Annotated in this window: 24 protein-coding genes; 23 read left to right on the forward strand and 1 reads right to left on the reverse strand. The window is 60.5% G+C overall.

All coding sequences use genetic code 11. From position 1 onward, the window contains the following. Positions 1–12 precede the first annotated feature (12 nt). From ACESSC_RS05895 to ACESSC_RS05990, 20 genes are all read left to right on the forward strand, one after another. Positions 13–798, forward strand: a complete 786-nt coding sequence (locus ACESSC_RS05895) for an amino acid ABC transporter ATP-binding protein (RefSeq protein ID WP_373161862.1) — start codon at positions 13–15, stop codon at positions 796–798. A gap of 72 nt (positions 799–870) precedes the next feature. After that, positions 871–2,286: a M20/M25/M40 family metallo-hydrolase gene (locus ACESSC_RS05900; RefSeq protein WP_373161866.1), complete on the forward strand. Its 1,416-nt coding sequence runs from the start codon at positions 871–873 to the stop codon at positions 2,284–2,286. Positions 2,287–2,577: 291 nt separating this feature from the next. Then, positions 2,578–3,645 carry a peptide chain release factor 1 gene (gene prfA, locus ACESSC_RS05905; protein WP_055252487.1) on the forward strand — a complete coding sequence of 356 codons (1,068 nt, stop codon included), beginning with the start codon at positions 2,578–2,580 and terminating at the stop codon, positions 3,643–3,645. Between the two features lie 594 nt (positions 3,646–4,239). After that, positions 4,240–5,490: a N5-glutamine methyltransferase family protein gene (locus ACESSC_RS05910; protein ID WP_373161869.1), complete on the forward strand. Its 1,251-nt coding sequence runs from the start codon at positions 4,240–4,242 to the stop codon at positions 5,488–5,490. A gap of 68 nt (positions 5,491–5,558) precedes the next feature. Continuing rightward, positions 5,559–5,744: a type II toxin-antitoxin system HicA family toxin gene (locus ACESSC_RS05915; protein ID WP_089573106.1), complete on the forward strand. Its 186-nt coding sequence runs from the start codon at positions 5,559–5,561 to the stop codon at positions 5,742–5,744. Next, positions 5,711–6,202, forward strand: a complete 492-nt coding sequence (locus tag ACESSC_RS05920) for a type II toxin-antitoxin system HicB family antitoxin (RefSeq protein ID WP_373161873.1) — start codon at positions 5,711–5,713, stop codon at positions 6,200–6,202. The genes ACESSC_RS05915 and ACESSC_RS05920 overlap by 34 nt, the downstream gene beginning before the upstream one ends. 134 nt (positions 6,203–6,336) lie before the next feature. Further along, entirely contained in the window at positions 6,337–7,080 is a 744-nt protein-coding gene (locus ACESSC_RS05925) for an L-threonylcarbamoyladenylate synthase (protein ID WP_373161876.1), read from the forward strand. A gap of 13 nt (positions 7,081–7,093) precedes the next feature. Beyond that, positions 7,094–8,635, forward strand: coding sequence for a glycerol kinase GlpK (glpK, locus tag ACESSC_RS05930; protein WP_373161878.1), 1,542 nt, complete (start codon positions 7,094–7,096; stop codon positions 8,633–8,635). Between the two features lie 123 nt (positions 8,636–8,758). Then, positions 8,759–9,406 (forward strand): uracil phosphoribosyltransferase, encoded by a 648-nt coding sequence (gene upp, locus ACESSC_RS05935; RefSeq protein ID WP_373161881.1) that lies wholly within the window; start codon positions 8,759–8,761, stop codon positions 9,404–9,406. A gap of 281 nt (positions 9,407–9,687) precedes the next feature. After that, entirely contained in the window at positions 9,688–9,999 is a 312-nt protein-coding gene (locus tag ACESSC_RS05940) for a hypothetical protein (RefSeq protein WP_035138788.1), read from the forward strand. Positions 10,000–10,002: 3 nt separating this feature from the next. Next, entirely contained in the window at positions 10,003–10,806 is an 804-nt protein-coding gene (gene atpB, locus ACESSC_RS05945; RefSeq protein ID WP_022094263.1) for a F0F1 ATP synthase subunit A, read from the forward strand. 124 nt (positions 10,807–10,930) lie between these two features. After that, positions 10,931–11,125 (forward strand): ATP synthase subunit C-like protein, encoded by a 195-nt coding sequence (locus ACESSC_RS05950; RefSeq protein WP_022094262.1) that lies wholly within the window; start codon positions 10,931–10,933, stop codon positions 11,123–11,125. Between the two features lie 15 nt (positions 11,126–11,140). Then, positions 11,141–11,743, forward strand: coding sequence for a F0F1 ATP synthase subunit B (gene atpF / locus ACESSC_RS05955; protein WP_006235712.1), 603 nt, complete (start codon positions 11,141–11,143; stop codon positions 11,741–11,743). After that, positions 11,733–12,209 carry a F0F1 ATP synthase subunit delta gene (locus tag ACESSC_RS05960; RefSeq protein ID WP_006235713.1) on the forward strand — a complete coding sequence of 159 codons (477 nt, stop codon included), beginning with the start codon at positions 11,733–11,735 and terminating at the stop codon, positions 12,207–12,209. The genes atpF and ACESSC_RS05960 overlap by 11 nt, the downstream gene beginning before the upstream one ends. After that, complete coding sequence (gene atpA / locus ACESSC_RS05965) at positions 12,209–13,807, forward strand: F0F1 ATP synthase subunit alpha (RefSeq protein ID WP_035138794.1); 1,599 nt, start codon at positions 12,209–12,211, stop codon at positions 13,805–13,807. The genes ACESSC_RS05960 and atpA overlap by 1 nt, the downstream gene beginning before the upstream one ends. A 5-nt stretch (positions 13,808–13,812) precedes the next feature. Next, positions 13,813–14,721 carry an ATP synthase F1 subunit gamma gene (gene atpG, locus ACESSC_RS05970; protein WP_089573102.1) on the forward strand — a complete coding sequence of 303 codons (909 nt, stop codon included), beginning with the start codon at positions 13,813–13,815 and terminating at the stop codon, positions 14,719–14,721. Then, complete coding sequence (gene atpD / locus ACESSC_RS05975; protein WP_006235717.1) at positions 14,721–16,175, forward strand: F0F1 ATP synthase subunit beta; 1,455 nt, start codon at positions 14,721–14,723, stop codon at positions 16,173–16,175. Before atpG ends, atpD begins: the two co-directional genes overlap by 1 nt. A gap of 3 nt (positions 16,176–16,178) precedes the next feature. Continuing rightward, on the forward strand, positions 16,179–16,571 hold the full coding sequence (gene atpC / locus ACESSC_RS05980) for an ATP synthase F1 subunit epsilon (protein WP_006235718.1): 393 nt from the start codon (positions 16,179–16,181) through the stop codon (positions 16,569–16,571). An 88-nt stretch (positions 16,572–16,659) separates the two neighbouring features. Continuing rightward, entirely contained in the window at positions 16,660–17,943 is a 1,284-nt protein-coding gene (gene murA / locus ACESSC_RS05985) for a UDP-N-acetylglucosamine 1-carboxyvinyltransferase (RefSeq protein ID WP_035138796.1), read from the forward strand. 12 nt (positions 17,944–17,955) lie between these two features. Beyond that, entirely contained in the window at positions 17,956–19,191 is a 1,236-nt protein-coding gene (locus ACESSC_RS05990) for an LCP family protein (protein WP_373161886.1), read from the forward strand. A 347-nt stretch (positions 19,192–19,538) separates the two neighbouring features. On the opposite strand, the gene pepT is transcribed toward ACESSC_RS05990, so the two are convergent. Next, positions 19,539–20,786, reverse strand: a complete 1,248-nt coding sequence (gene pepT / locus ACESSC_RS05995) for a peptidase T (protein ID WP_373161888.1) — start codon at positions 20,784–20,786, stop codon at positions 19,539–19,541. Between the two features lie 120 nt (positions 20,787–20,906). Here pepT and ACESSC_RS06000 point away from each other — a divergent pair, with 120 nt between their 5' ends. From ACESSC_RS06000 to ACESSC_RS06010, 3 genes are all read left to right on the forward strand, one after another. After that, positions 20,907–21,329, forward strand: coding sequence for a metal-dependent transcriptional regulator (locus tag ACESSC_RS06000; RefSeq protein ID WP_089573098.1), 423 nt, complete (start codon positions 20,907–20,909; stop codon positions 21,327–21,329). A 10-nt stretch (positions 21,330–21,339) separates the two neighbouring features. Next, entirely contained in the window at positions 21,340–22,233 is an 894-nt protein-coding gene (locus tag ACESSC_RS06005; protein WP_055252635.1) for a homocysteine S-methyltransferase family protein, read from the forward strand. A 158-nt stretch (positions 22,234–22,391) separates the two neighbouring features. After that, the gene (locus ACESSC_RS06010; RefSeq protein ID WP_055252637.1) at positions 22,392–23,792 is read left to right on the forward strand and encodes a phosphoglucomutase/phosphomannomutase family protein; all 1,401 of its coding nucleotides are present in this window, start codon (positions 22,392–22,394) and stop codon (positions 23,790–23,792) included. The last annotated feature ends 154 nt before the right edge of the window (positions 23,793–23,946 follow it).

The raw sequence follows: 23,946 nt of genomic DNA on the forward strand, positions 1-23,946 counted from the left end.
AGGAGAATCATCATGGCAGATACCGCCACTACCGGCACCGCGGCCGCCGCACAGACCAATGAGCCGCTTATCCGCGTCGAGGGCCTGCGCAAGAGCTTTGGCTCGCTCGAGGTGCTCAAGGGCATCGACCTGTCCGTTAACCCCGGCGAGGTCGTCACTATTATTGGCGCCTCGGGCTCGGGCAAATCGACCTTCCTGCGCTGCCTCAACCTGCTCGAGACCCCGGACGCGGGCCACATCTGGTTCCACGGCCAGGACCTCACGGCCGAGCGCTGCAACATCAACAAGCTGCGTGAGGACATCGGCATGGTATTCCAGGGCTTTAACTTGTTCAACAACATGGACGCGCTCGACAACTGCACGCTCGCGCCCGTCACGCTCAAAAAGATGAGCAAGGCCGAGGCCGAAAAGGTCGCGATGGAGCATCTGACGAGCGTGGGGCTCGATAAGTTCGCGCACGCCGCCGTGGGTCGTCTGTCCGGCGGACAAAAGCAGCGCGTGGCCATCGCTCGTGCCCTATGTATGAATCCGCAGATCATGCTGTTCGACGAGCCGACCTCCGCGCTCGACCCCGAGATCGTGGGCGAGGTGCTCGAGGTCATGCGCAAGCTCGCCGCCGACGGCATGACCATGGTCGTCGTCACGCACGAGATGGCCTTTGCCCGCACGGTGTCCGACCGCGTGGTCTTTATGGACAAGGGCGTGGTGTTCGAGGATGCCGCGCCGGCCGAGCTCTTCGGCAACCCCAAACACCAGCGCACTCGTGAGTTCCTCTCGCGTTATCTCGAGGACAAATAACCGATCGCAAACGCTTATGTGGCAGGGCCGCTCCGGTGGGGCGGCCCTCGTCATCACAATCGAAAGGATGTCATGGCCGAGGTTTGGCGCTTCTTTGCGCATGAGGATGATTTTGCCGATATAGACGAGGCCGGCGCGTGCGAGCGCTTGGGCCGCGTGCTGTCGTTTCCGACCATTTCGAGCATGGATGCCGAGGCGGTGGACTGGCAGCCCTTCGACGACCTGCGCGCGTATATGCAGCAGGCCTGGCCGCACGTATTTGCGGCGGGCGAGGTCGAGCTTGTCGGCCATTCGCTGTTGGTGACGCTTGGCGGTTCCGACTCCGCCCTCAAACCCGTCATGCTCATGGGCCACATGGACGTGGTCCCCGTGGTGCCGGGTACCGAGGCCGACTGGACGCACGCCCCCTTTAGCGGGCACGTGGACGATACCTACATCTGGGGCCGCGGCGCAATCGACATGAAGGACCAGGTCGCAGGCATTCTCGAGGCGGTTGAGTATGCGTTGGCGCACGGCTGGGAGCACGAGCGGACGCTGCTGCTCGCTTTTGGCCAGGACGAGGAAACCACGCAGTACGGTGCGGGTGCCATCGGCCGCGTACTCGAGGAGCGCGGTATTGAACTTGAATACCTGATCGACGAGGGTGACTACCGCATCGTTTCGGCTGCCGAGTACGGCGCGGGCGAGGGCTGGCTTATGCATGCCGACCTGGCCGAAAAGGGCTATGCCGATATCGTGCTCAAGACGAAGAGCGAGGGCGGGCATTCGTCCAATCCCTACGGCGGCACGTCGCTCGAGGTGCTCGGCCGTGCCATCGCCGCAATCTGCGATATCGAGTGGCCGACGCGCGTGACCGATCTGCTTGCCGCGCAGCTTGTCGAGCTGGGGCTTTACACGGCGGATGAGATTGCCGCCAACGGGGGCGCCATTGTCCGCGATTGCCTCGCCAGCAAGAAGCTCTATCCGCTGGTGACGACCACCTGCGCGCCCACGCAGATCGAGGGTGGCAGCACCGGTGCTAACGTGATGCCGCAGGATATGTGGGCCAACATTAACTTCCGCATGCTCGAGGGCACGAGCGTGGCCGACGTTGTGGCGCGCTGCCGTGAGGCGGTTGCCGGGGCGGACCTTGCCGGTCGTGTCGAAGTGGAGCTGGGCCCCGGCAGCTCCGAACCCTCGCCGTCCCCGCGCATCGGTGGTCCCGGCCTCGAGGCGGTTCGCTCCATCGCCGCCCGCTATTTCCGCGATCCAAAGGGGACGGAGGAAAACGGATCATCCGAGCCGTTGGCGATTGTCCCCTCGACCGTGATCGGCGCGACCGACGCTGCCAACTATCAGCGCATTTGCTCCGAATGCATTCGTTTTTCGGCGTTTGTGGTCGACGATGACGAGTGCGACAGCGGCGTCCACGGCACCAACGAGCGCATCACCCGCCGCGCCTACCTCCAGGGTGTTCGCTTCCTCATCGCCCTGCTTCAAACGCTCTAGAATGTGACAAAGCGACGCTCCCTTTGTTAGCCGTTGGGGACGTTCTTAAACGACTAGCCGTTAAGGAACGTCCCCAACGGCTACGTCCACTCATTCCGTGCGGGTTATATGCAGGTTTGCCTGCGCACGCTATCATGTATGGGTTAGATCGCAACTATGTACCCCATACGCGAAGGGATGCGCATGTATCTGAAGATCGACATGTTCTAGCCGGGCTTACCCCCGCAGCGGCGCCCCGCGCCCCATCAATTCTGCCGATTTTCACCTTCACGCATATAAAGGAGTCCCGCCATGCGCGACAAGCTCGAAAAGATCATCAAGGCCTACGAAGAGCTCGAGAAGAAGCTTTCCGACCCGGCCGTCGCCTCCGATATCAAGGAGTTCACGCGTCTCAACAAGGAGTACGCGCACCAGTCCGACCTCATCGCCGCCTCGCGTGAGTACATCGGCGCGCTCGATGACATCGAGGCTGCCAAGGAAATGCTCCACGATACTACCGATGCCGATGAGAAGGAGATGCTCCAGATGGACATCTCCGAAAACGAGGCCAAGCTTCCCCAGCTCGAGGAAGACATTAAGTACATGCTCATCCCGAGCGACCCCAACGACGACAAGAACACCATCGTCGAGATTCGATCCGCCGCCGGTGGCGACGAGGCGGCCATCTTTGCCGGCGATCTGTACAAGATGTACCAGCGCTTCTGTGAGTCGCGCGGCTGGAAGACCACCGTGCTCGACTCCAGCCCCAGCGAGGCCGGCGGCTTTAAGTCTATCGAGTTCAAGGTCGAGGGCGACCGCGTCTACTCCGTCATGAAGTTCGAGTCCGGCGTGCACCGTGTCCAGCGCGTTCCCAAGACCGAGTCCCAGGGTCGCATCCAGACCTCCACGGCTACCGTCGCCGTGCTTCCCGAGGCCGAGGAGATTGACGTCCAGATCAACCAGTCCGATCTGCGCATCGACACTTACTGCGCTTCGGGCCCTGGCGGTCAGTGCGTTAACACCACCTACTCCGCCGTGCGCATCACCCACCTGCCCACCAACACCGTGGTGCAGTCGCAGGAGCAGCGCTCCCAGATTCAGAACCGCGAGGTCTGCATGCAGATGCTGCGCGCCCGTCTGTACGAGATGGAGCTCGAGAAGCAGCAGGCTGAGCTCGGTGCCGAGCGCCAGAGCCAGATCGGCCACGGCAACCGTTCCGAGAAGATCCGTACTTACAACCAGCCCCAGGACCGCGTGACCGATCACCGCATCGGCTTCAACTCCACCTACAACGGCGTCCTCCTGGGCGACCAGCTCGGCACCGTCATCGAGGCACTCGCCGCCGCCGAGCGTGCCGAGAAGCTGGCACAGGCCGTGTAGGTTACGCGGTTTTACAAACCGCGTAACGACTCGACGCTGCAAACGCCCCTAAGCGGCAATCTGACGTTCAATCGTCGGTCGCGTACCAAAGTACGCTTTCCTCCTCTTTCACGTCACCTTGCTCGCTTAGGGGCGTTTTCGCTGACTTATGCTCAACCTGCGGCGCCTTAGATGTAGTCATTGGGGACGTTCTTAAATGACTAGGTTGGGTACATTGCTTTGAGATGTTATTCAGTCGGCTGTTATGGCATTTGAGCTGCTTACCTGCTTAAGGTAATTGACGGCATAAGTCCGCTATCGAAAATATTGCTCAAAATATCGTTCAAGAAGTCGCGGAGCGATTTTTGATGGGTCGTGCGTCAAGCGATGTGGCAAGTTCTTGGTTAGATATTGGTCAGTTTTGGGGCAACCTTGCCAAAAGCTTGACGAATGCAAATTTAGACGTCAGCGAATGAACACTTTGAGCGAGCTCGGTGCAAAATTCTGGGCTGATTCTCGATAATCGCCTTCAATCGTCCCTTGCCAAGCGCTGGCCTCGCTTACAATCTGCTCCGACATTCGCGCGCCGCCCGGCGCTTAAGAGGGGAGGGCCCCATGGCAAACGAGATCTGGACCATCAAGCGTTGTCTCGAGTGGACCAAGGAGTACCTGGCCGAGCGCGGCGAGGAGCATCCCCGTCTTTCTGCCGAGTGGCTGCTGTGCGCGGCCACGGGCCTGGCGCGTATCGACTTGTATATGCGCATGGACGAGACGCTTAACGCGGTCCAGCTCGAGACCATGCACGCGGCCGTCGTTCGTCGCGCCAAAGGCGAGCCGCTGCAGTACATCACCGGCAGCACGCAGTTTCGCATGATCGACGTCGCGTGCGCCCCCGGTGTGCTCATTCCGCGCCCCGAGACCGAGATGCTCGTCGAGGAAGTCCTCAATTATCTGGATGCCGAGGTGCTGAGCCCCGAGGCTGCTGCCCGTCAGCGCGCTGAGCTGCCCTGGAACGACGAGGTCGAGCAAGCGCGCAAAGCCGAGGCGGCGCTGGCCGACGAACGCGCGACCGCCGAGCGCCGTGCTGCCAACCTGACGGCCGCCGATGAGGCTGCGCTGGGTAGCGACGTGCTCGGTAGCCGCGCCTATGCCGAGGAGCTTGCCGATCGCGAGGCCGAGGAAGCCGCCGCGCAAGCAGCAGAAGCCGAAGCCGCGGAAGCCGCCGAGCCCGAGCTCGGTGAATACGGCATCGCCATCGAGAGTGCCGACCAGGAGACGGTTTCAGCTCAGGATGCCGCTGCGCCTGCCCCAGCCGAGCCCCGCACTGCCCGCGTTCTCGAGGTCGGCTGCGGCACGGGCTGTATCTCGCTCTCGATCGCCTGGGAGCGTCGCGGCCACGTCACCTGCACTGCTACCGATATCGAGCCGCGCGCCATCGACCTTGCTACCAAAAACCGCGATGCGCTTGGCCTCACGTCCGACGAGGTCGCCTTCAGCCTCACGAACCTGGTGAGCTCCATTCCCCGTGAAGAGTGGGGCACCTTTGACGTACTCGTCTCCAACCCACCCTACATCCCCACCGATGTCATGCGCTCGCTGCCGCACGAGGTCAAGGACTTTGAGCCCGACCTGGCGCTCGAGGGCGGTGCCGACGGCCTCGACATCTTCCGCCGCCTGCTCAATGCGGCGCCTTACATGCTGCGCGCCGGCGGCCTGTTTGCTTGTGAGCTCTACGAGGGCGCCCTCGATGCTGCGGCCGAGCTCTGTCGCCAGGCAGGCCTTTCGGACGTGCGTATCGTCCACGACCTCACCGATCGCCCCCGCATCGTCCGAGCTATCATCACCGAGCCCAAACAGCGCCAGTAATATTTATTAACTGGTTAGCAAAAATTATAAATTAGTTTATAATTAGGACGGCTGAAAGAGGTCGGCCCATGCAACCTCCTACCTTTCGGGAAATCATTGCCCTACTCAAGCACGATGGATTCGTGAAGGTCGCGCAAGTCGGTAGTCATGCTAAGTATGTTTCTGGTGACCGTGTTGTCACCGTGAACGGCTCTGGTGGCGATCGACCAAAGAAGGGCACGTGGGCAAGTATTCGTCGCCAAGCTGGATGGTAGTTGGAGGCAAAATGAGGCAGCGATTTACCTATGACTGCGTTCTCATAAAAGAAGACGACGGTTACTGCGCCAGCTTCCCGCAGATTCCCGGCGCCTTTGCCGATGGCGATACGCGCGAAGAAGCGATTGCCCATGCCACCGAGGCACTGATGGCGTTTTTGGCCGACGACCTCAACAACGGTTTGACTCCGGCAGGGTACGAACGCTCGGCCGAGGTCGTGGCCCTTTCAGTCGAAATCGACCACGAGGACGCTCGGGAAGCGGCGTGCCGAACATTTAAAGACGCAGCGCTGAACCTCAAAGTCTCCGCTCCGCGGATTACCGCGCTGGTCAAAGCCGGAAAGCTCGATGTTGAACTCGTCGACGGCCGTCGGATGATAACGATAGACAGCATCGAGCGCTACGCCGCCCAAGAACGCCACGCCGGCAGGCCAAAGAAGTTCGTCGCGGTCCAATAACCCCCTCACTTTCACCGACTACTCGAGCCGCTCACCAAACCAACATGCGCTCTGGGCAAATAGGTTGAACGTTTCGTGCGAGAATGCCCCACAGTAAACAAACTTGCACCAGAGCGTAAGGGGCTGGCATACACATGCAGACGGTCTATCGGGTATACGAGGGAGCGCGCGAGCCGCATCGGCTCGCCGTTGAGCGCACGGCCGAGGTGCTCGGCCGCGGCGGCCTGGCTTTGATCCCGACCGAGACCGTCTACGGTGTCGCCGTGGCAGTCAACGCCTTCTCGGACGCCGTGCCCCAAGATACAAGCGAATTCCCATCGTGGCCGCGCGATCCGCAGGCTGCCGTCAATGGCGCCGCAGTTCCTGCGCTCGGCACCGGCTATCGCCGTATCTTCACTCTCAAGCAACGTGAACTCACGCAAACCGTCGCTTGGCTGGTCGATGGCGTCGAAGCACTCGACCGCTATGGCGTGGATATCCCGGAAGATGCCCGCATACTCGCGCGACGATGCTGGCCGGGAGCCCTGACTATCGTGGTCAAGGCAGCCCCCTGCGTGCCGACCTTTATGCGCGCTGCCGACGACACGGTGGCACTTCGCGCTTCGGCCTCGCCCGTGGTGCAGGCGCTCATTCGCGCCTGTGGCAGCCCCCTTGCCTGCACCAGCGCCAACACGCATGGCGCGCCCGCGCCGGCAAGTTTTATCACGGTGGAGGGTCGCATCCTGGAGGGGGTCGATGTTGCCGTCGACGCCGGTGAGACCCCGTGTCGCGACGCCTCGACCATCGTGTCGTTTCAGCACGGCGAGCTCCAGATCCTGCGCCAAGGCGCACTTCCCGCATCAGAGATCGAACGGGTCCTGTCCGACCCGATGCAATAGAAAGGTTTAAGCGATGTCGTTGAATCTGGGCAGCCTGGGCATGGAAGATGCCTCGTTTGACTTTGGCGGTTCCTACATCATGGCGCTCGACTGCGGCACCACCTCGGTACTTGCGACCATCGTCGACGAGTACGGATGCATCGTCGCGCAGGCACGTCGCAGCGTCAAAACCAGCTTCCCGCGTCCCGGCTGGGTGGAGCAAGACCCCATGGCGGTCCTTGCTAGCCAGATCGCCGTCATGATGGAAGTCCAGTTTAAGAGCGGTATCCACTCCGACCGCATTGCCGCCATCGGCATCTCCAACCAGCGCGAGACCACGGTGGTCTGGGATCGCGTGAGCGGTCAGCCGATCTATAACGCTATCGTATGGCAGTGCCGCCGTACCGCACCTCTGATCGACGAGCTTGTCGAGCAGGGCGCAGAAGGGCTGGTGCGCTCCCGCACGGGACTCACGCTCGACCCGTATTTCTCGGCCTCCAAGGTGCAGTGGATTCTCGACAACGTCGACGGCGCACGCGAAAGCGCGGCGGCGGGCGACCTCATGTTTGGCACCATCGACACCTGGCTCATCTACAACCTCACCGGCGGCCAGGTCTTTGCCACCGACTACACCAATGCCAGCCGCACGGCACTCTTTAATATCCATACGCTCGATTGGGACGACGACCTGCTGGCACTCTTTGACGTTCCACGTTCCATGATGCCCGAGGTTCGCTGGAGCTCGGGCGACTACGGCCGCGTCGCGAGCGACATCATGACCAACATGCCGCCCATCATGGGCGTGGCGGGTGACCAACAGGCGTCGCTGTTCGGCCACTGCTGTTTCCGTCCCGGCCAGACCAAAAACACCTATGGCACGGGTTGCTTTATGCTCATGAACACCGGCGACGAGATCGTCGAATCCAAGAATGGCCTGGTCTCCACCATCGGTATCGCTGCGGACGGCAAAGTCAGCTATGCGCTCGAGGGCTCTATTTTTGCCGCCGGCTCAACGATGAACTGGCTTCGCAACAACATGGGCATCATCTCGAGCGTGAGCGAGTCGGCACAACTCGCCGCTTCGATTAGCGACAACGAGGGCTGCTACTTCGTTCCCGCCTTTGCGGGTTTGGGTGCTCCCTGGTGGGACCCGCATGCTCGCGGTATCGTGTGCGGTCTGACCGGCGCCTCGAGCCGTGCGACCATCGTACGTGCCGCCTGCGAATCCATGGCATATCAGAGCTACGACGTGCTGCGCGCCATGGAGCAGGACGTGGGGCTTTCGATTGAGCGCCTGTCTGTCGATGGCGGTGCCTCGCGCAACGAGTTCATCATGCAATTCCAGGCCGACCTGCTGGATATCCCCGTGCTGCAATGCGAGACGGTGGAGACCACGGCAATCGGTGCCGCGTACTTGGCGGGTCTTGCCGTCGGCTATTGGGAAGACCTGGAAGAGCTGGAGCAAAATGCCCAGATCGTTAGGACCTTCCTTCCCCACATGTCCGCCGAGCGCCGCGAACAAAACCTTGCGGGCTGGCGTGATGCAGTCAGGCGCTCGCTCAGTACCGCACAGTAGGGCTGCGATGGGCTGCTCGATACAACAAACCGCTAAACTAATGCATGGCGTGCGGCGGCAACATTGCTGCGCGCCTTGTCAGCAAGGCCGTTTTGCGGCCGCAACGAAAGGGGTAATCAACCCATGACCGTCACCTACGATGCGTCCCGCGTGACGCTTGTCGATCACCCGCTCGTCCAGCACAAGCTGTCGATCCTGCGCGACAAAAACACCGGCACCAACCAGTTCCGCCAGCTCGTGCGCGAGCTCGCGCTTTTTGACGGCTACGAGGCCATGCGCGACCTGCCTATGGAAGACGTCGAGGTCGAGACCCCCATCACTACCGCCACGTTCAAACGGCTCGCCGGCAAGAAACTCGCCATCGTGCCCATCCTGCGTGCGGGCCTTGGAATGGTCGACGGCATTCTCGACTTGGTGCCCTCCGCTCGCGTGGGCCACATCGGCATGGAGCGCGACGAGGTCACCCACGAGCCGCACGAGTATTACTGCAAGATGCCCAAGGATATCGACCAGCGCATCTGCCTGGTCGTCGACCCCATGCTCGCCACGGGCGGTTCGGCCGAGATGGCCATCAGCTACCTGCGCGAGCGCGGTGTCAAGGACATCCGCATGCTGTGCATCGTCGCGGCCCCCGAGGGCCTCAAGTCGCTGACCGAGAAGGATCCTGACGTACATATTTATACGTGTGCTATCGACGACCATCTCAACGAGGCCGCCTACATCGTTCCCGGCCTGGGTGACGCCGGCGACCGCATCTACGGCACGCTCTAGTCGTCGGGCCTTGTCGGCTACGGCCACAAATACGAAGAAATGGTGCGCGCGGGCGAGCAAAAGACGTCCACGCGCACTCCTGTTAACGGACGTTTTGCCCTGCAGGGTTCGAGAAAAACGTATTACCGTACCTGCGGCATAAAGAAGGTCTTAAGAAAACGAACAGGTGCGTATTAACCGATGCTTTTTCGGTTGTACTTTAACGATTGGCTCGTACAATAGTCACCAATGTTTGGCGGGAACTGTTCTGTGAGGCGTTAAAAAGGAAAGTGAGGACGCCAGTGTTTCAGATAGCCGATCTGCTCGCTATCGTTGCAGGCGCCATCGCGGGCGCAATTGCCTTCCTTCCCTTTGTCTTTACGCTCAAGCCGGTTCTTGACGATAAGCAGAATGCGGACATGCTCAAGGGTATGGTGAGTCTGGCGGTCTCGGCAATCGCTCTGCTCGTCTTTACCTTGGTTGTGTTTGTGTTGTTCGGAGAGGCATTTCGCATGTTCCTCCTGGGCGAGGCGATCGGCTTCGTGGCCTTTATGGCCGCCTGCGCGGTTCGCGTCGCCAAGGCGCTGCGAGATCCTCATGAGGTCGAAAGGTAAGTCGTGGAAATTTTTGAAAAGCTGCCTGATGAGATTAATCATCTGGTCAGCGAGTTCAGCTCCACCCCCGTCGTGGGCGATCTGAGCTGCGGCATCACGCAGTACTCGTTTTGGCTGATCGTCTCCACGATCGTGCTCCTGATCGTCCTGGCCGTGTTCAAGAAGAAGCAGACCCTGGTTCCCAAGGGCTTCTTCGTCAACGGTTTCGAGTACATCATCGAGTACGTCGAGAACGATATCGGCAAGGGTGTCGTGGGTGAGAACTGGAAGAAGCACTTCCCGTTCCTGTGCTCGCTTTTCCTGTTCATCCTGATCAATAACATGATCGGCCTGATTCCGGGAATGAAGCCCGGCACCGGCGCAATCGGCTCCACCGCCGCACTCGCCATTTTCGCCTTCGTGTACTTCATCTACTACGGATGCAAGGCTCACGGCGTGATCGGCTACATCAAGAGCCTCGCCCCGCAGGGCGTGAGCTTCCCGATGAACGTGCTCGTGTGGGTCGTCGAGCTTTTCTCGACCTTCCTGCGCCTCATCACGCTCGCCGTCCGTCTGTTCTGCAACATGTTCGCAGGACACGTGGTCATGGGCTCGTTCGCCATCATGGCGAGCATGTTCATGCAGCCGCTGCTTCAGCAGGTTTCCGCGGCCCACGCCGTTGGCGCCCTGCCTTCGCTAGCCTGGCTTGCCATCCTCATCCTGATCTATGCGATCGAGCTTGTGGTCGGCGCCATCCAGGCTTACGTCTTCACGGTCCTTACCGCCGTGTATGTCTCCGAGGCAGAGGAGGTCGCGGAGGAGGAGTAGTCTTCCGTTCGCGCCTTAAAGGTAAGGCAATTCGTTAAACCGCCGGTGCCCGTACCCATGGAGCCCGGCAGTTATAAAAAGGTTATCCTGCGTGAAATAAGACACGCACAACAAAGGAGGAATCGTGGGAGTTATCGGTTACGGTCTCGGTGTTATCGGCGCTGGTCTTGCTATCGGCCTGTCTGCTCTGGGTGCTACGGGTGCTATGGCCCGTCAGCCTGAGGTCCAGGGCCGCGTGTTCACCGTCTTCATCATGGGCTCCGCCTTCGGCGAGGCTCTGGCTCTGATCGGCTTCGTTGTCGCGCTGATCGTTAAATAGCACGGAGCGTCAAGTATGAATCTTTCATCCCAGAAGAGCGCGATCGCACTCTCCGCGTCCGCGGCCGCGCTGCTCATGCCGGTTTCCGCGTTCGCCGAGGACGGCGCTGCCGGTGCGGACATCCTCATCCCTAAGATGGCGGAGTTCATCCCGGCGCTTATCGCCTTCCTGATTATCTGGATCGTGCTGGCCAAGGTCGCCCTGCCGGGCATCATGAAAACCATGGAGGAGCGCGGCAAGAAGATCGAGGAGAGCCTCGACGAGGCCGAGAAGACCAAGCAGGAGGCTATCGCCAAGCGCGCTGAGTCCGACTCGATCGTCACCGACGCCCGTCGTCAGGCTGCCGACATCGTTCTCGAGGCCCGTAAGGACGCCGAGTCCGAGCGCGCCCGTATCATCGAGGCTGCTCACAAGGAGGCCGAGGAGATCATCGCCAAGGCCCATACGACCGTCGAGGACGAGCGCAAGTCCATTTACGCCGGTGCCGCGAGCTCCATCGCCGACCTGTCCGTTGCCGTCGCCACCAAGATCGTGGGCGAGGCACTCGAGGACGATGCCGAGCAGAAGAAGCTCATCGAGCGCTACATCCAGGAAGCAGGTAGCCTGAATGCCGACTAGCCGCTATCAGGACAAGGTGCTCGAGACCTACGCGCGCTCCCTTCTGGAAGCCGCTAAGGCCGAGAACCATGTGTTCGAGGACCTCGAGATGATCGAGCGCTTGGCTTCTGCCAGCCCCGAGATCATCGCCGTGCTCGACACCATGTCCAAGCGCGACCAGCTCGACCTTCTTCCCAAGGTGGCAGCTGCCTTTAAGTATGTTGCCGAGGAAGACGAGGATGTAGTGGGCGTGACCGTCACCACGGCGATCCCGCTCGACGACGAGCTGCGTCAAACCATCACTAAGAAATGCGAGCAGGATTTCGGCCGCAAGGTATTCCTTATCGAGCAGGTCGACCCGTCTATCGTGGGCGGCCTGGTACTCGAGGCCCGCGGCGAGCGTCGTGACATTTCCGTCAAGACGCAGCTGCGCATCGCGCAGGAGACCCTCGCAAACTCTGCTAATTCGTACGGAGGTGAAGCCTAATGTCCGAAACCCTCAATGCCCAGGATATCGCCAAGAAACTGCAGGAGCAGCTCACGAGCCTCTCCGCGACGGTCGATACGCATGAGGTTTCAACGGTCGACGAGGTAGGCGACGGCATCGCGCGCGTCTCCGGCCTCAAGAGCGCCATGGCAGGCGAGCTTCTGGAGTTCAAGAGCTCCGATACCGGTGAGACCGTCTTCGGCCTTGCCCAGAACCTTGACCGTGACGAGGTCGGCGCCGTTCTGTTTGGTGCCGTCGACTCCATCAAGGAAGGCGACGAGTGCCGCACCACTGGCCGCATTATGGATATCCCCGTGAGCCGTGCCATGCTCGGCCGCGTCGTCAATCCGCTCGGCCAGCCCATCGACGGCCTGGGCGACATCGTCGCCACGCACCGTCGCCCCATCGAGTTCAAGGCTCCCGGCGTCATCGATCGTACCCCGGTGTGCGAGCCGGTTCAGACCGGTCTGCTCGCTATCGACTCCATGGTGCCTATTGGCCGCGGTCAGCGTGAGCTCATTATCGGCGACCGTAAGACCGGTAAGACCGCCATCGCCATCGACGCTATCCTCAACCAGCGCGGCAAGGGCATGGTCTGCATCTATGTCGCCATCGGCCAGAAGGCCTCCACGGTTGCCAACATCCGCGAGACCCTCGCTCAGCACGGTGCGCTCGACTACACCATCATCGTTTCGGCCACCGCTGCCGATTCCGCCCCTATGCAGTACATCGCGCCTATGGCCGGTGCCGCTATCGGCGAGTTCTTCATGTACAACGGCGAGGACGGCAAGCCCGCCAGCGAGACCAACCCCGGCGGCCACGTGCTCGTCATCTACGACGACCTGTCCAAGCAGGCTGTGGCCTACCGTCAGATGTCGCTTACGCTGCATCGTCCGCCCGGACGCGAGGCCTATCCTGGCGACATCTTCTACCTGCACTCTCGTCTGCTCGAGCGTGCCGTCAAGATGTCCAAGAAGAACGGTTACGGCTCCATGACGGCACTGCCGATCATCGAGACCCAGGACGGCGACGTCTCGGCCTACATTCCGACCAACGTCATTTCCATTACCGATGGTCAGATCTACCTGCAGTCCGAGCTCTTCTTCCAAGGTCAGCGCCCGGCAGTCGACGTGGGCATCTCCGTGTCCCGCGTCGGTGGCGATGCGCAGACCAAGGCCATGAAGCAGGTCGCCGGCAACCTCCGTCTGGACCTCGCTTCGTACCAGGAGCTCGCCGGCTTTACGCAGTTCGGCTCCGACCTCGACGAGGCTACTCAGAAGCAGCTGACCCATGGTGCTCGCATGACCGAGCTCCTGAAGCAGCCGCGTTACAAGCCGTTTGAGGTTGGCGAGCAGATCGTTACGCTGTTCGCTGGCAACGAGGGCTTCCTGGATGACCTGGAGATCGCCGACGTGCTGCCCTTCCGTGCCGAGCTCATCGAGTACATGGACAATGGCTTTGGCTCGCTGCTCGACAAGGTTCGCGCCAAGAAGATCGATGATGACACCAAGGCTGAGCTCTTGCGCGTCATCGGCGACTTCAAGCAGCAGTTCATGGCCAAGCACCATTCGGATGTTTCTGGATCAGAGGAGAACTAAGCCCCATGGCCAACCTTCGCGACATTAAGAAGCGAATCTCCTCGGTTACCACGACCAAGCAGATCACGCGCACGATGGAGATGGTCTCTACGGCCAAGATCCGTCGTGCCCTCGATCGCTCCAAGCAGGCCGAGCCCTATAAGGAGGCGCTGACCGACGTCATGTTGACGGTCGCCGGCGACGCCTCCTGTTCGGGCACCGATCCCATGCTGCAGAAGCATGAGAGCGTTAAGCGTGGCCTGATTGTCGTCATTGCTTCTGACCGCGGCCTTGCCGGCGGTTTCAATACGACGGTGGAGCGCACGGCCGAAAAGCTCGCCGCTTCTTGGGCGAACGACGGCATCGAGTGCGAGATCATTGCGTGCGGACGCAAGCCGGCCACGTATTTCCGCGACCGTGCAAACGTTGTCATGCACTTTGAGGGCAATTCCTCCGAGCCCGATTTTAATCAGGCTCGCATGATTTCCTCTCATATCTGCGATGCGTATCGTGCCGGTGAGCTTGACCGTGTCGAGCTTGTCTACCACCACGCCAAGAACCGCGTGGATCAGGAGCTTCGCGTCGAGCATCTGTTGCCGCTCGACCCCGAGATGATCGCTATGGCCCACGGTCCGCGTAAGAACGAGACCGACGCCCCTAAGCGCATCTCGTCCACGTTCGAGTTCGTGCCCTCTCCCGAGCATGTTCTCGGCAAGCTTGTGCCGTCTTATATCCTGACGGTCATCTACCAGGCCCTGATCGATTCGGCGGCTGCCGAGCAGGGTGCACGCCGCAAGGCCATGCACTCCGCGACGGAAAACGCCACCGCGATCATCTCGACCCTTACCCGCACGTATAGTCGCGTGCGCCAGGCTTCGATCACGACCGAGATCAACGAGATCGTCGGCGGAGCCTCAGCATTGGAGGAACAGTAATGGCTAATAACACCGTAAAGCTTGCGGTCGAGGAAGCCACCAAGAAGACGACTGCCGGTGATGGTCGCATCGTGCGAATCATCGGCCCTGTCGTCGACGTCAAGTTTGACGGCGCGGTGCCCCCGATCTACAACGCGCTCACGGTCGAGGCCGAGACCCCGATCGGTCATCTGAGCACGATCCTCGAGGTCGAGAGCCAGCTTCCGGGCGGCGTCGTCCGCACGGTCGCCATGTCCTCGACCGACGGCCTGCAGCGCGGCCTCATCGCCACCGATACCGGTGAGCCCATGAAGATGCCCGTTGGCCCCAAGACGCTCGGCCGAATTTGGAACGTTATGGGCAAGCCCGTCGACGGCAAGCCCATGCCCGAGGTGGAGGAGTTCTACCCCATCCACCATGCAGCGCCCCGTTTCGATGAGCTCACCACCAAGACCGAGATCTTCGAGACCGGCATCAAGGCCGTCGACCTGCTCGAGCCCTACATCCGTGGCGGCAAGACGGGCCTGTTCGGCGGCGCCGGCGTCGGCAAGACCGTTCTGATTCAGGAGCTCATCAACAACCTCGCCCAGGAGCACGGCGGCACCTCGGTGTTCACCGGCGTCGGCGAGCGTACCCGCGAGGGCACCGACCTGTTCCTCGAGATGAGCGAGTCTGGCGTTATCGACAAGACCTGCTTGGTCTATGGTCAGATGAACGAGCCGCCCGGAGCGCGTCTGCGCATCGGTCTGGCCGGCCTTACCACCGCTGAGTACTTCCGCGATCGCGGCCAGGACGTTCTGCTGTTCATCGACAACATCTTCCGCTTCTCCCAGGCGGGTTCCGAGGTTTCCGCACTGCTGGGCCGTATGCCGTCCGCCGTTGGTTACCAGCCCACGCTGGCAACCGAGATGGGCGACCTCCAGGAGCGCATTACCTCGACCAAGACGGGCTCCATTACCTCCGTCCAGGCTGTCTACGTCCCCGCAGACGACCTGACCGACCCGGCGCCCGCCACGACGTTTACGCACCTCGACGCCACCACGGTTCTTTCGCGTAGCATTTCGTCGCTCGGCCTGTTCCCGGCTATCGACCCGCTCGCGTCTTCCTCCGACGCTCTCGATCCCTCGATCGTTGGCGAGGAGCACTACCGTGTCGCCGTCAAGGTCCAGGAGCTCCTGCAGGAGTACTCCGACCTTCAGGACATCATCGCCATTCTGGGTATGGACGAGCTGTCCGAGGAGCAGCGCCTTACGGTCAACCGTGCCCGTAAGATTCAGCAGTTCCTCTCGCAGTCCTTCCACGTCGCCGAGAAGTTCACCGGCAACCCCGGTGTCTACGTCCGCGTCGAGGATACCGTCCGCTCTTTCGCCGAGATTGTCGATGGCAAGGCCGATGACCTGCCCGAGCAGGCTTTCCGCTATGCTTCCACGATTGAGGACGTGCGCGAGCGTGCCCGCAAGATGGGGGAGAAGTAGGTTATGCGTATCCGCATCGTGTGCCCCGTGAGCTGCGCCTATGAGGGCGACGCTGCGTTTGTGTCGATTCCGTCCACGGATGGCGAGTTTGGCGTCCTGCCTGCTCACTCCAGCGAGATCTGCACGATCGACCGCGGTTACGTTCGCGTTTCCGATAAGGCCATGGGCACTGTCGACCACACGTTTGCCGTGGCCGGCGGCTATGCCCAGGTTGCGGACGATGTCGTGACCGTTCTCGCCGAGCGCGCTTGCGATTTGGCGACCGTCGATGCCGACAAGCTTAAAGCTGATATTCAAGGTTTTGAAGAGAAGCTGGGTAATTTGTCGGAGGATGATGCACGCCGCGCCTACCTCTATAATGAAATCGCATGGTGTAAGCTCAAGCTTGCCCAATAGTCAAACGATTTAGCGTTCGACCATTTGCGAACACATCATGCCCGGGATGGCCCAGCCACCCCGGGCATGCTTTTTGAAAGGGTAGACCTTGGATATTATCCGCGTTGAGGGTGGCCACGCCATCGGAGGCTCCGTGCCCGTCTCGGGCGCCAAGAACTCCGCGCTCAAACTCATGGCGGCAACGCTTCTGGCGCCGGGCAAGACGACGCTGCAGAACGTGCCCGATATTTCCGATGTCCACGTGATGGGCAAGGTGCTCAAGGGCATGGGCGCTACGATCGATGTTCTCGACGAGCACACGCTCGAGATTGATACCTCTCAGGTCGATTCATGGGAGGCCCCCTACGAGCTCGTTGCCAAGATGCGCGCTTCCACCGCCGTCATGGGACCCCTGCTGGGCCGCTTCCATCGCGCCAAAATTGCCATGCCGGGCGGCTGCAACCTGGGTGCTCGCAAGATCGATATGCACATTCTTGGTCTTGAGGCCCTGGGCGTTGAGTTCGATACCGCCCACGGTTACATCAACGCTAATGCGCCCCAAGGTCTGCGCGGTACCACCGTCACGCTCGAGTTCGCCAGCGTCGGTGCGACCGAGAACCTCATCATGGCCTCTGTGCGCGCACAGGGCACCACGGTTATCGACAATGCCGCCCGCGAGCCCGAGATCGTCGATCTCGCTAACATGCTCAACGAGATGGGCGCCAAGATTGTTGGCGCCGGTACGCCCGTCGTGACTATCGAAGGCGTGGAAGAGCTCCATCCCGTTACCCATCGCGTGGTGGGCGACCGCATCGAGGCCGGTACCTTTATCGTTGCCGGTGCGTTGATGGCCGACGATCGCGGTGTCGATGTCACGGGCTTTTGCCCCATTCACTTGGGCATGGTGCTCAAGAAGATGGAGCTCATGGGTATCGACTGCGAGCGCGTCGAGGATGGCGTCCATGTGAACCGTGCCGAGCGTATCAAGCCGGTCGACATCCAGACGCTTCCGTTCCCCGGTTTCCCGACCGACATGCAGGCGCAGATTATGGTGCTCTCCGCCCTTGCCGACGGCAGTTCCGTTATTACCGAAAACATCTTCGAGAATCGCTTTATGTTTGCCTCTGAGCTGGTGCGCATGGGTGCCGACATTCGTATCGAGAGCCATCATGCCATGATTCATGGCGTCAAGGGCTTCTCGGGTGCACAGGTTACCTCGCCCGATCTGCGCGGCGGAGCGGCCCTCGTCGTAGCGGGCTTGATCGCCGACGGGACGACCGAGGTTTCGGCTATCCATCACATCAAGCGCGGCTACGAGCAGTTTGTCGAAAAGCTGCAGGCGCTTGGCGCGCATGTCGAGCATGCTACCGTCCCCGATCCCGTCATCTACTAATACAGGTTGCCTATGTTTAATAAAAAGCCCCTCGCGGATACCACCACCCGAAGACCCTCAACTGGTGCGCAGGCCAAGATCTACAGTCGCGATAACGTGGCTCGTTATTCCGAGCGAGCTCGCCAACGTCGTCGTAGCCACACGATTCGCCACGTCGCGCTCATTGTCGTGCTTGGCGTGCTACTGAGCGCCACTACCGCTGCCGGCCTGTGGTTTGCCACCATTATGGGCAAGCTCGGCGATTCTAATGTCATTACCGACAATCTGCGTCGGGTTCTGGTTGACACCGATGAGGCAAAGGATCCGTTCTACGTGCTGCTTCTTGGCACCGACGGCCGTCCGGGCGAGGATACGTATCGTGCCGACTCGATTATCCTGGCACGCATCGACCCCACGCAAAAGCAGGCGACGCTCATTTCCGTTCCGCGCGACACCAAGGCCGTGTACAAGGGCGAGACCATGAAGATCAACGCCTGCCATACCGTTGGCGGCGCCGAGGCCATGGTCGAGGCGGTCAACGATCTGTGCGGTGTTCAGATTTCCCACTATGCCGAGGTCAGCTTCGACGGTATGCAGGCGCTGATTGATTCGGTTGGCGGTATCGACATTAACGCAACCGATGATGTTGACGACCCCGAGCACCTGGATATTAAGATTACCGCTGGCCAGCAGCATATGGACGGTGCCACCGCCCTTACCTATGCCCGCTGCCGCTACACCTATGCCGACGGCGATTACACGCGCATGCGCCACCAGCGTCAGGTGCTTGGCGCCCTTGCCAACCAGATTCTCAATAACTTCGATGCCACGAAGATCTTTGGCCTGGTTAATTCGCTGTCCGATATGCTCGTAACCGATATGAGCGTTCAGGATATCGTGGCTACGGTCAATGCCATGCGCGGTATGGATGTCGACGGTATCTACTCGGCCAACCTGCCCTCGTACGCCGACGACAGCACCATGATCGACGGCGTGAGCTATGTCTTTGTCTACGAAGACGAGCTTAAGGAAATGATGGCCCGTGTCGACGCCGGCAAGGACCCCAAGGGCCCCAACACCATGGGTCTTTCCGACGGCTCCAGCTCCACGATCGGTGACCTCAGCAACAACACGTCTGACGACTACGCAAACGGTACCGCAACCTCATCGGTCAGCTCTGACGATTCCGATGACTCAAGCGATTCGAGCGATTCGGACTACTACGAAGAGCCCACCGGCGACGGCAACGGCTACGAAGCCAATTATTAGGGTTACGCGGGCTTACCAGCCCGCGTAACGGCTCGACGCTGCAAACCCGCCAGAGCGGCAATCTGCCTTTCAACTTCGGCGGCATGATCAAAAAGTTACGGCGTTTTACCAAACGCCGTAACGGCTCGACGCTGCGCGACGTCCAAGGCGACAATTTGTCATTCAAAAGGCAGGGCATGACCAGAAGGTCAATGCCCTGCCTTTTTCATGCCAACTTGTTCGCCTTGGACGTCGCTCGCTGACGTTGGCTCAACCTGCGGTGCTGACTACTCCCTTTGCGCCAAAAACCGCCCCGTTCTCGGTTTTGAGGACGGGGCGGTTTTGCTTACCTAGATTGTTCGAGTTCCTTATGCAAAGCGGGCGACGAGCTCCTGGAGCACGTCGGTCATCTTGACGAGCGAACTGACCGGGACGAACTCGTTGACGCCGTGGTAGCAATAGCCGCCGGTGGAAAGGTTGGGGCAGGGCAGACCGCGGAACGACAGCTGAGCGCCGTCGGTGCCGCCACGAATCGGCAGCACTTGGGGCTCAACGCCGCAGGCAAGGTAGGCTTCCTTGGCAACATCAATAAGCTCGGGATAGTCACGAACGATCTCGGCCATATTTCGATACTGCTGCTTAATCTCGACTGTCACGCGCTCCTCACCCAGACGCTGGTTGAGCATCGAGGCGGCGGCATCAATAAGGTCGAGTTTCTGCTGGAACTTGGCGGCGTCATGGTCGCGGACGATATAGCGCGCTGTGGCGTGATCGACGGTCGCAGATACACCCTCAAGGTGATAAAAGCCCTCGTAGCCTTCCGTATACTCCGGACGCTGCACGTAGGGGAGCAACGCGTTGAAGTCGCAGAACAGATTGCCTGCGTTGACCATACGGCCCTTAGCGTCGCCCGGGTGGATGGACTGGCCCTCAAAGCAGACAGTCGCCTCGGCGGCGTTAAAGCACTCCCACTCCAGCTCGCCGATGGGGCCGCCGTCGACCGTGTAGGCGTACTTGCAGCCAAAGGTATCGATATCCAGCAGCTCGGCTCCGTGGCCGATCTCCTCGTCAGGGCAGAAGCAAATGCCGAGTGCGGGATGGGGCAGAGAAGGGTCCTGAGCGATACGCGCGACAAGTGACATGATCTCGGCGACGCCTGCCTTGTCGTCCGCGCCCAGCAGCGTGGTGCCATCGCTGCAGACCAGGTCCTCACCCGCGAGGTCGTTCAGGGCGGGAAGCTTGGCAGTACTCATGGCAACGGGCTTACCGTCAACCGTGCCGCAGACCAGGTTGCCGCCTTCGTAGTGTACGATGTGTGGCTTCACGCCGGCGCCCGGTGCAACTTCGGTGGTGTCGAGATGGGCGATCAGGCCCAGGGCGGGCTTGTCCTCAGCGCCCGCACTTGCGGGGATATGCGCGCAGACATAGGCGTGCTCGGTCACGTGGGCATCTTCCGCACCAAGCTCGCGCAGCTCTTCAGCCAGCACGTTGGCAAGGTCAAACTGAACGGTGCTCGAAGGTACCTGGTCGCAGTTTGCATCCTCGGACTGCGTGTTGATCTGGACGTAGCGCAAAAAGCGTTCGAGGACATCGGGGTTCGTGGTGGTGTTTTCCATAAAGACCGCTCCAATCTTGGTCGTCGTGTGCAACAAGAACTCTAGCACGGTATGCCACGGCATACCGCGACGCTTGGATGGGGTAGAATCAGCCATTGAATGCAGAAGGGACGGAAGATCATGGATACGACAAATAGCTCGCGCGAACTACATCTGACGGTGGCGAACGAAGACTACTTGGAGTGCATGGTTCGCATTGAAAGCGAAGAGGGGGAAACCAACGGCGTGCGATCGGTCGACATCGCGCAGCGCCTTGGCGTCTCCAAGGCATCGGTCAATAAAGCGGTTTCGGCGCTCAAGGCATCCGAGCTTGTCGAGCAATCGCACTACGGCAAGGTAGTCCTGACCGATCGCGGCCGCGAGGTTGGCACGGCTATCTGGTACCGTCATCGCCTCGTCCGCACGTTTTTGGTTCAGGAGCTCGGTGTCGAATTTGAGCGAGCCGATTCCGAGGCCTGCATGATGGAGCATGCGCTATCCGAGGACACGATGAACCGCTGGCTCGCCTATCTCGAAAAACAGGGAATCAGCGTCGAGGAATAGCGGGATATGTATGGATACGAGTTATTACAACCGCTTTGGTGCCGAGGAACTTACGCGCCGCTTGTCGAGCGAGACCTTGTTGGCGCAGGGCCCCATGGGCAGTGTTCTGTTGAGTGAGTACGATGCCGCCGATATTCCACCGGCGTTTTGGAATCTGGCAGAGCCGCAGACCGTTTCTCGTATCCATCGCTTGTATGTCGCCGCCGGCGCGCAGGTACTCATTACCAATACCTTTCAGGCATCAAGCTATGCCCTCAAGCACGACCAGATTGCGCCGTCCGTGGCGGAGGTCAATCGCGGGGCCGTCGACGATGCCCGCCAGGCGCACCCTCAGCTGCTGCTGGGCTCGATGGGTCCGATCGGTATTGAGTGGTTTGCCGAGGACTCTGCCGAGTTTCGTGAGATCCGAGGCATTGCGCGCGAACAGGCGCACGCCTTACTCAATGCTGGTGTTGATGGTCTGCTGATCGAGACGGTGACGTCTATCCGTAATTTGCAGCCCATGCTTGCCGGCGCTCGAGATGCCGCTGACGGCATGCCTGTCCTGGTGAGTTTTGTCGTTGATGACAAAGGCGACCTGTTGGGCGATGGCCTCAACATCGAGGCAGCCGTTTTGTACGCCGAAAAACACGGCGCAAACTCGGTTGGTGTTAATTGCTGTTCGCTTGCGGCCGCGAACGCGGCGGTGCCCAGGATGGTTGCATCGGCGACTACTCCCGTCACGGTGCGTCCCAACGTGGGCGATCCGGTCCAGACTCAGGATGGCCCCGTATGGCACGAGAACCCTGAAGCTTTCGCGCGCGCATGCATCGAATGGAGACATGCCGGTGCCGCAATGGTGGGCAGTTGCTGTGGAACCACGGCAATCACTACGGCAGCGATGGCCGAGGCGCTCGATATATAAAGGGCAAAACCGCTCCATACGGGGCGGTTTTTTTATTGCTTGCATGTCCTCGGCAGCATTTGCCCAAATGGTGAATGCTGGTGCCGGCAGGTTGCCGAGTGTGTATCGCGGGTATACCTCATGCGTACCATGATCCAAACACTGTGAGGTGTCTGCGCGTGTGCGCGATAATTCATTTTGGAACTGACGGTTGGCGCGCTCGCGTCGATGAGGACTTCACTGCCGATAACGTTGCCCGTATCGCCGATGCCGTCGGCGAGTTGTGGCAAAAGACCAATCCGGGCAAAACAGTATATATAGGGTTCGACACTCGGCCCCTGGCGCGCGAGTTCGCTGAGCTTGCGGCGGGTGTGCTAGCAGCGCACGGGCTAGACGCCGTGCTCGCTTCGCGACCTGTTCCGACCCCTGCTCTTACGTGGGCGGCGGCTTATGACGGTGAGGCGTGCGGCGCGCTCATGGTGACGGGGTCCCATCATCCGCAGGGTTATCTGTGTCTCAAGATTCGCATGGGTGACGGCTCGACCGCCAACCAGGATGTCATCGAAGAGCTCGAAGAGACCATGGCTCCCGAGCCAATGGGGATCGAGGGGCAATATCGCACCGCGGATATCATTCCTGACTATATGCAAGCGGTGGCATCGTTTGTCGATGCCGAAGCCATCCGCGCCGCGCACCTGCGCGTGGTTGTTGACCCCATGGGCGGCGCAGCCCAGGGCTATCTAGCCGACTTGCTGCGCGAGCTTGGCGTTGAGGTGCACGAGATTCACGCCGGGCAGGCGCCTGACCAAGAAGATATCTGCCCCGACCCCGTTGAGCCGTGGGTGGACGCTTGCGAGCATACGGTTATCGAGGACGGAGCTTGCGCTGGCCTGGTGACCGACGGCGACGCCGACCGTATCGGCGCGGTTGACGAGCGCGGCAGATATATACATCCGCATCAGATCATGGCGCTCGTTTTGGGCGACTTGGTTCAATTTCGTAATTTGGAGGGGCGCGTCGTCGTCAATCTTTCGTGCTCGACGCTCGTGCGTCGCATTGCCGAGGCGCTTGGCTGCCGCGTGACCGTCAAACCAGTCGGTTTCAAATATATAGCGGCGGAGATGAAGAAGGGCGGCGTCCTCATGGGCGGCGAAGAAGCCGGTGGTATCGGCATCGCCGCGCATATGCCCGAGCGCGATGGAATCCTCGCCTGTCTGATTCTGTGTGAGCTTATGGCAAAGACGGACGCGCCTTTGGGCGTTCTGGTCGACCAACTCGAGGACAGTTTTGGTAAGACGAGTTACGGTCGACGCGATTTGCGCCTTGAGGCCGAAGATGCCGAAACGTTACGAACGCTGCTGCCGGGCGTAAACCCCAAGTCGATTTGTGGCAAGGTGCCGCAAAACGTTAGTCATATGGATGGCTTGCGTTTGGCATTCGAGGATGACACGTGGCTGCTGGTCCGTCCTAGCGGGACCGAACCAGTGGTGCGCGTCTACGCCGAGGGGTTCTCGGTGGAAGAACGTGATGAGTTGCTCGATGCTGGCTGTGCTTTAGCTAGGGGAACGTATCCGCTTTAACCATGAGACTGCCTTATATAAAGAGATGCTCGGCGAGCGGTAGTTAACGGCTGGCAAACGTTAGTCGGATTCCAAACTGTGTAGGAAATGTGTACGCCCAGATTCCCGCCCCCGGGGCCCCTCCGGTCTGGCAATATATCTCCTTGCCGCGCGG

The organism is Collinsella aerofaciens, assembly GCF_964243765.1.
GTDB classification, from domain to species: domain Bacteria; phylum Actinomycetota; class Coriobacteriia; order Coriobacteriales; family Coriobacteriaceae; genus Collinsella; species Collinsella aerofaciens_BU.